General features: G+C 65.8%; 7 protein-coding genes. 4 read left to right on the top strand and 3 right to left on the bottom strand.

Translation table 11 applies throughout. The annotated features are described in order from the left end of the window. The first annotated feature begins 246 nt into the window (after nucleotides 1-246). Nucleotides 247-1,134 (top strand): threonine/homoserine exporter RhtA, encoded by an 888-nt coding sequence (gene rhtA / locus HU751_RS26710; RefSeq protein ID WP_186733958.1) that lies wholly within the window; start codon nucleotides 247-249, stop codon nucleotides 1,132-1,134. A gap of 185 nt (nucleotides 1,135-1,319) precedes the next feature. Beyond that, nucleotides 1,320-1,601, top strand: a complete 282-nt coding sequence (locus HU751_RS26705; RefSeq protein ID WP_050705007.1) for a hypothetical protein — start codon at nucleotides 1,320-1,322, stop codon at nucleotides 1,599-1,601. Nucleotides 1,602-1,641: 40 nt separating this feature from the next. Here the strand turns inward: HU751_RS26705 and HU751_RS26700 are convergent, their stop codons facing one another. Continuing rightward, entirely contained in the window at nucleotides 1,642-3,444 is a 1,803-nt protein-coding gene (locus HU751_RS26700) for an aminopeptidase P family protein (RefSeq protein WP_186733957.1), read from the bottom strand. A gap of 140 nt (nucleotides 3,445-3,584) precedes the next feature. Further along, nucleotides 3,585-3,965: an antibiotic biosynthesis monooxygenase gene (locus HU751_RS26695; protein WP_186733956.1), complete on the bottom strand. Its 381-nt coding sequence runs from the start codon at nucleotides 3,963-3,965 to the stop codon at nucleotides 3,585-3,587. 88 nt (nucleotides 3,966-4,053) lie between these two features. On the opposite strand from HU751_RS26695, the gene soxR reads away from it, so the two are divergent. Continuing rightward, nucleotides 4,054-4,542 carry a redox-sensitive transcriptional activator SoxR gene (gene soxR, locus HU751_RS26690; RefSeq protein ID WP_186714889.1) on the top strand — a complete coding sequence of 163 codons (489 nt, stop codon included), beginning with the start codon at nucleotides 4,054-4,056 and terminating at the stop codon, nucleotides 4,540-4,542. On the opposite strand, the gene HU751_RS26685 is transcribed toward soxR, so the two are convergent. After that, nucleotides 4,509-5,486: a GlxA family transcriptional regulator gene (locus HU751_RS26685; RefSeq protein WP_186733955.1), complete on the bottom strand. Its 978-nt coding sequence runs from the start codon at nucleotides 5,484-5,486 to the stop codon at nucleotides 4,509-4,511. The two genes, soxR and HU751_RS26685, sit on opposite strands and share 34 nt — an antisense overlap. Nucleotides 5,487-5,568: 82 nt before the next feature. On the opposite strand from HU751_RS26685, the gene HU751_RS26680 reads away from it, so the two are divergent. Further along, the gene (locus HU751_RS26680; RefSeq protein ID WP_186733954.1) at nucleotides 5,569-6,117 is read left to right on the top strand and encodes a cysteine hydrolase family protein; all 549 of its coding nucleotides are present in this window, start codon (nucleotides 5,569-5,571) and stop codon (nucleotides 6,115-6,117) included. The last annotated feature ends 1 nt before the right edge of the window (nucleotide 6,118 follow it).

The following is a 6,118-nucleotide window of genomic DNA, read 5'->3' as shown; positions in this document are numbered from 1 at the left end:
TGATATTCAAGGAGTTTTTCGTTCCGATGTCGCTGGAAGTGGGGCGCATTATAAGGGGATCTGACAGGGCGTCAACCTTTTATTTCAGGAATATGAAAAGGACCGCGTCAGGGCTACCAGGCGTCCCCACCGCCCTTGCCGCGCCTGACAGCCCTCACACCATCTCCCCCATCCCATCCTTGCCAACCCGCCTACCACTGCGCACTATATTGCGCACCCTTGCGCGCACACTAAACGGAAACCTTCATGAACACCCCAAACCGCAGCCTGACCGCCACGCTGTTCCCCATCGGTCTGCTGCTGATCGCCATGGCCTCCATCCAGTCCGGGGCCTCGTTGGCCAAGAGCATGTTCCCCGTCGTCGGCGCCCAGGGCACCACCGCCCTGCGCCTCATTTTCGCCAGCATCATCATGCTCCTGCTGTTGCGTCCCTGGCGCGCTCGCCTGGACGCCAGCACCCTGCGCAGCGTGATCATCTACGGCATGGCCCTGGGCGGCATGAACTTCCTCTTCTATATGTCTTTGCGCAGTGTGCCACTGGGTATCGCCGTCGCCCTCGAGTTCACCGGGCCGCTGGCCGTGGCGCTATGGGCCTCGCGACGGGCGCTGGACTTCCTGTGGATCGCCCTGGCGGTCGTCGGCCTGCTGCTGCTGATTCCCGTTGGCCAGGCCGGTGCCAGTCTCGATCCGGTCGGCGCCGCCTACGCCCTGGGGGCCGGAGTGTGTTGGGCGCTGTACATTCTCTATGGGCAAAAAGCCGGCGCCGAGAACGGCATCCAGACTGCAGCCCTGGGCGTGGTGATCGCAGCGCTGTTCGTCGCCCCTATCGGCATCGCCCACGCCGGCAGCGCCTTGCTGACGCCTGCGCTGCTACCCGTGGCCCTGGGCGTGGCCATCCTGTCGACAGCCCTCCCCTACAGCCTGGAGATGGTCGCCCTGACCCGCATGCCCGCCCGTACCTTCGGCACGCTGATGAGCATCGAACCGGCCTTTGGCGCATTGTCCGGGCTACTTTTCCTGGGCGAGAAACTCACCCTGTGGCAATGGCTGGCGATCCTCGCCATCATCACCGCCTCGGTGGGCGCGACACTTTCCATGAAACGGGATGCAGCACCGCCCGTGGCCGCCGACTGATTTGAGAAATATTTGCATTTAGATGACCTGTAACCTTGTACCACCCGGCCTGGCTGATTAAGCTGTCACCCAATCATCATCTTGACGCTATCTACTGTGCGGCACATGGACGCCGGGGATCATCAGGGAAGAGGCAAAGCGCAAACGACAGGTCCGTTAAAGCAGTCGGGCCGATAAGGACAGGAATGAAACGTATTTTGCTCATCCTGGGCATCCTGGCCATCGCGGGATGCGCCGCGACAGCCAACACCGAGGTGAAGCGGGGGAAGAAGGGCCTGCACATCAACTGCTCGGGGCTCTCCTCGTCGTGGGACAAGTGTTATAGCAAAGCTGCCAGCTCCTGCAGCAGCAAGGGCTACAAGGTCATCGCCCGCTCCGGCGACACCGACGAAGAGCCTGGCGATTATGTATTCGGCATCAATCCGGCCGGCTATACCAGCCGCAGCATGATCGTGATCTGCAAGTAACAGATGCAAACAGGGCAGCCAGTGGCTGCCCTTTTCATAGTCAGAGCGCCGCGGTGCGCCGCTCCAGCCAGGCCAGCGCCTCGCCTTCGAGCAGCGGTGCCAGCCGTTCCCGCACCGTCTGGTGGTAACGGTTCAGCCAGGCGATATCTTCACTGCCCAGCGCCTCGACCAGCAGGCAACGCGTGTCGATCGGACACAGGGTCAACGTCTCGAAGTTCAGGAACTCTCCGAACTCACTGATACCAGCCTCGCGGTTGACTACCAGGTTCTCGATCCGCACACCCCACTGCCCCGGACGATAGGTCCCAGGCTCGATGGAGCTGATCATGCCCGGCTGCATGGCCGTCTGCGGTGTGGTCGCGGCCTGGTAGGCGATCACCTGCGGGCCTTCGTGCACGTTCATGAAATAGCCGACACCGTGGCCGGTGCCATGGCCGTACTCGACCTGATCGGCCCAGATCGGTGCGCGGGCAATGGCATCGAGCAGCGGCGAGAGTATTGCGCGCGGGAACGTGGTCCGCGACAAGGCGATCATGCCCTTGAGCACCCGGGAGCAATCGGCCTTCTGCTCATGGCTCGGCTCGCCGATCGGCACCATGCGGGTGATATCGGTGGTCCCGCCCAGGTACTGGCCACCCGAATCGATCAACAGCAAACCATTGCCTTCGATGACGGCATGGGACTCTTCGGTGGCGCGGTAATGCGGCATCGCGCCGTTGGCGTTGTAAGCCGCAATGGTGGAAAAGCTCAGCGACACGAAGCCCGGGCGACGGGCACGGGCCGCGCTCAACTGGTCGTCGATGGTCAGCTCGGTGATTGGTTGCGCACCAAGGTTCGCTTCGAACCAGGCGAAGAATTCGCACAGCGCCGCGCCATCCTGCTCCATGGCCTGGCGGATATGGACGAGGTCGCCCTCCCCCTTGCGCGACTTGCTCAGGGTAGTCGGGTTGATGCTCTCGACCAGCCGCACCTGCTGGTGCAGGTTGTCCAGCAGGCCACGGGTGACCCGCGCCGGGTCGACCAGCAGGCTCGCCGCAGCCGGAATCGCGGCCAGCGCGTCATTGACCCCGGCGTAGTCGCGAACCTCGATGCCATCGGCCGCCAACACCTGGCGCAGGTGGCCATCGACCTTGTCACGCCCGACAAACAAGAACGCCTTGTCCTGGCTGACCAGCGCGAAGGAAACGAACACGGGGTTGTAGGAGACATCGCTGCCCCGCAGGTTGAACAGCCAGGCGATGTCGTCGAGGGTGGCGATGAAATGCCAGTCGGCGCCCTTCTCCCGCAGTGTGCTGCGCAACTCGGCGAGTTTTTGCGCACGGTTGACCGTGGCATGGGGTGGCAGGTGCTGGTACACCGGATTGCCTGGCAGCGAGGGACGGTCGGCCCAGACCCGATCCAGCAGGTCAAGATCGGTGCGCAACGTCGCGCCTCGCGCCTGCAGGCGCTCGCCCAGTTGCCGCGCCGAGGCCAGGGCCATGACCGCGCCGTCCACCGCGACGGTACCGGACACTTCTGCGCCCAGCCACTCCAGCGCCCCGGGCTGGCCGGGGCGCAGCTTCATCAATTCGATGCCGCTGCCGGCCAGTTCCTTGTCCGCCTGTTCCCAGTAACGGCTGTCAGCCCACAGCCCGGCAAAGTCTGCCGTCACCACCAGCGTCCCCACCGAACCGAGGAACCCGGACAGCCACTGCCGCCCCTGCCAGTAGCCCGGCAGGTACTCGGACAGGTGCGGGTCGGCCGAAGGCACCAGCAGGGCATTCACGCCCTCCCGGGCCATGGCCTCGCGCACGCGGGCAAGGCGCGCCGGGATGGATTCGTGAAGGGGGGACTGACTGTTCATGCGCACTCCTGCGGATAGGTGACGACGGGTCCAGGACGCTGATAATGGAACAGCCGGCAGGCGCCCGCAATCACCACGACCTTAACAAGGCATGCATTGCCCCATGTGCCCTGCTTCGGCACCCCGTGCTTGATGCTCCGCTATGCGCCCTGGGCATCAAGCACCGCACCCAGCTGGCAATGCAGACCGCCATCGGCGCCACGCACCAGACTGCGCAGCGTCTGGTACGCGGCGAAGTTCACCCCACGGGCCTGATGCTCGCCCAGCAGGTCGAGGAACGGCTCCTCGATGAAGCAGCCGGCGGCGGCGGCCCAGGCCTGGCGCGATTGCCAGCGCAGGTGCTGGAGCACCCGGCGACCGTCGTCGCTGACCTGGATGCTGACGCTGAGCAGGCCGTCGCAGCGTTGCGCGAGGTGCTCGCTGCGCACCACCAGGGCCTCGGCCAGGGCATCCTGGCGCAAGGGTGGCACGTCGTACTCGATCATCTGGGTGAACCACAGGGAATGGGTGTTGACCGCCATGACGCATCTCCTCGTTTCGGGCTCTTGCAGCAGATGGTCGTGGAGGGTAAAACCTCCAGCTAACTCAAGGTCAAGGATTTTATTGCCGATGAAGCCCCCTTCCGCCCAGGAGCGCCTGCTCAGCGTCGGCCAGCTGGCCGCGCGCAGCGGCGTGGCCGTGACCGCCCTGCACTTCTATGAAACCAAGGGGCTGATCCACAGCACCCGCAACGCCGGCAACCAGCGCCGCTATCCACGGGCCATGCTGCGCCGGGTGGCGGTGATCAAGATGGCCCAACGCCTGGGCATCGCCCTGGCCGACATCGCCAGCGCCCTGGAGGCCCTGCCCTGCGATCACACCCCCACCGCCGACGACTGGCAGCGCCTGTCAGCGCGGTGGCGCGACGACCTGAGCCGGCGCATCGACGAGATGGTGATGCTGCGCGATCAGCTCGACGGCTGCATCGGCTGTGGCTGCATGTCGTTGAAGGAATGCCCGCTGCGCAACCATCACGACCGCCTCGCCGATGAAGGCCCGGGGCCGCACCCGACCACCAGCGAAGCTCAGCCGCTGATGACCGCGAAGCGCCGCCGGTAGTCGCTTGGGGTCATCCCGGTCAGGCGCTGGAACACCTTGCGAAAGGCGCTGGGGTCCTGGTAGCCGACGCCCCAGGCGATCTGGTCGACGCTGCGCCGGGTGAACTCCAGCAAGCGGCAGGCCCGGCCGACCCGCACCTGCTGCGCGTATTCGGTGGGGCGCAGGCCGGTGGCGGCGCGAAAGCGGCGCAGGAAGGTGCGCGGCTCGAGACCCGCGCAACCGGCCATGTCGGCCAGACCCGCATCCCGGGCCTCCTCTGCCTGCAACCAATGTTGCACCTTAAGCACCGCCTCGTCGCCATGGTCCAGGCGCGGCTGGAACAGGGCGCCGGGCAGCGGCGCCGGCGAGGGCTCGACCGCAAGATAGCGGGCCGTCTCGCGGGCCAGGGTGTGGCCGAGGAAGCGCTCGATCAGGTGCAGGCCGAGATCGGTCCAGGCCATCAGCCCGGCGGAGGTGACGATGTCGCCGTCGTCGAGCAGTGGCTGGCTGCCTTGCACCCGCACCTTGGGGAAGCGATCGGAAAGGGCCTGGGTATAGTTCCAGTGGGTACAGGCCGCCCGCCCATCCAGCAGGCCGCTGCCGGCAACAAGGAACACACCGATGCACACCGAGGCCAGCACGGCACCCTGGCCGTGCACCTGGCAGAGCGCGGCGCGATGGGCCTGCAACACCTCGGCCGACGGGGTCGCCGCCAGGCTCGGCGGGATCATCAGCGCTCGCAGCGCATGGCCGTTCGCCGGCTGGCTGTCATGCACCACCTGCAGCTGCCCCGCGCCATCGAGCTGCCAATGGGTGACTCGCAACACCGGCAGATCGTGGGCACCCAGTTGCCCGGCGACCCGGTTAGCCACCGCGAACAGGTCGGTCAGGCCGTGCACCGCCGCGCTCTGCGCGCCGGGATAGATCAGCACGCCGATTTCCAGGCTGTCAGTTTTTGCCGTCATTGTGTCGCTCGCGCCTATCCTCGATCGGGTCGCCCAAGCCTATAACTATCGGCAGTTCATCACTACTGCCGCTGGAGGCACCATGAGCAAGCGCGCCCTGATCATCATCGATATCCAGAATGACTACTTCCCCGGTGGCAAATGGACCCTGGACGGCGCCGAGGCGGCGGCCGACAACGCCGCCCGGTTACTGGCTGCGGCCCGCGAGCGGGGCGACCTGGTGGTGCATGTGCGCCATGAGTTCGAAAGTGCCGACGCGCCCTTCTTCGTGCCAGGCTCGGCCGGCGCGCAGATCCACCCCAAGGTCGCGCCGGCGGCCGGCGAAGCGGTGGTGCTCAAGCACAAGGTCAACAGCTTCCGCGACACCCAGCTGAAGGCGCTGCTCGACCAGCACGACATCAAGGCACTGACCATCGCCGGCAGCATGAGCCATATGTGCATCGATGCCGCGACCCGCGCCGCCGCCGACTTCGGCTATGAAGTCAGCGTGGCCCACGATGCCTGCGCGACCCTGCCGCTGGAGTTCGACGGCAAATCGGTGGCGGCGGCCGATGTGCACGCCTCGGCAATGGCCGCGCTGGCATTCGCCTACGCCAGGGTGACCAGTACCGACGAGTTGCTGGCCGGTTGAA

This window comes from Pseudomonas peradeniyensis, assembly GCF_014268935.2.
In the GTDB taxonomy this organism is placed as follows: domain Bacteria; phylum Pseudomonadota; class Gammaproteobacteria; order Pseudomonadales; family Pseudomonadaceae; genus Aquipseudomonas; species Aquipseudomonas peradeniyensis.
Note: the sequence above shows the minus strand (reverse complement) of the source record. Positions and strands in the feature narration are given on the sequence as shown.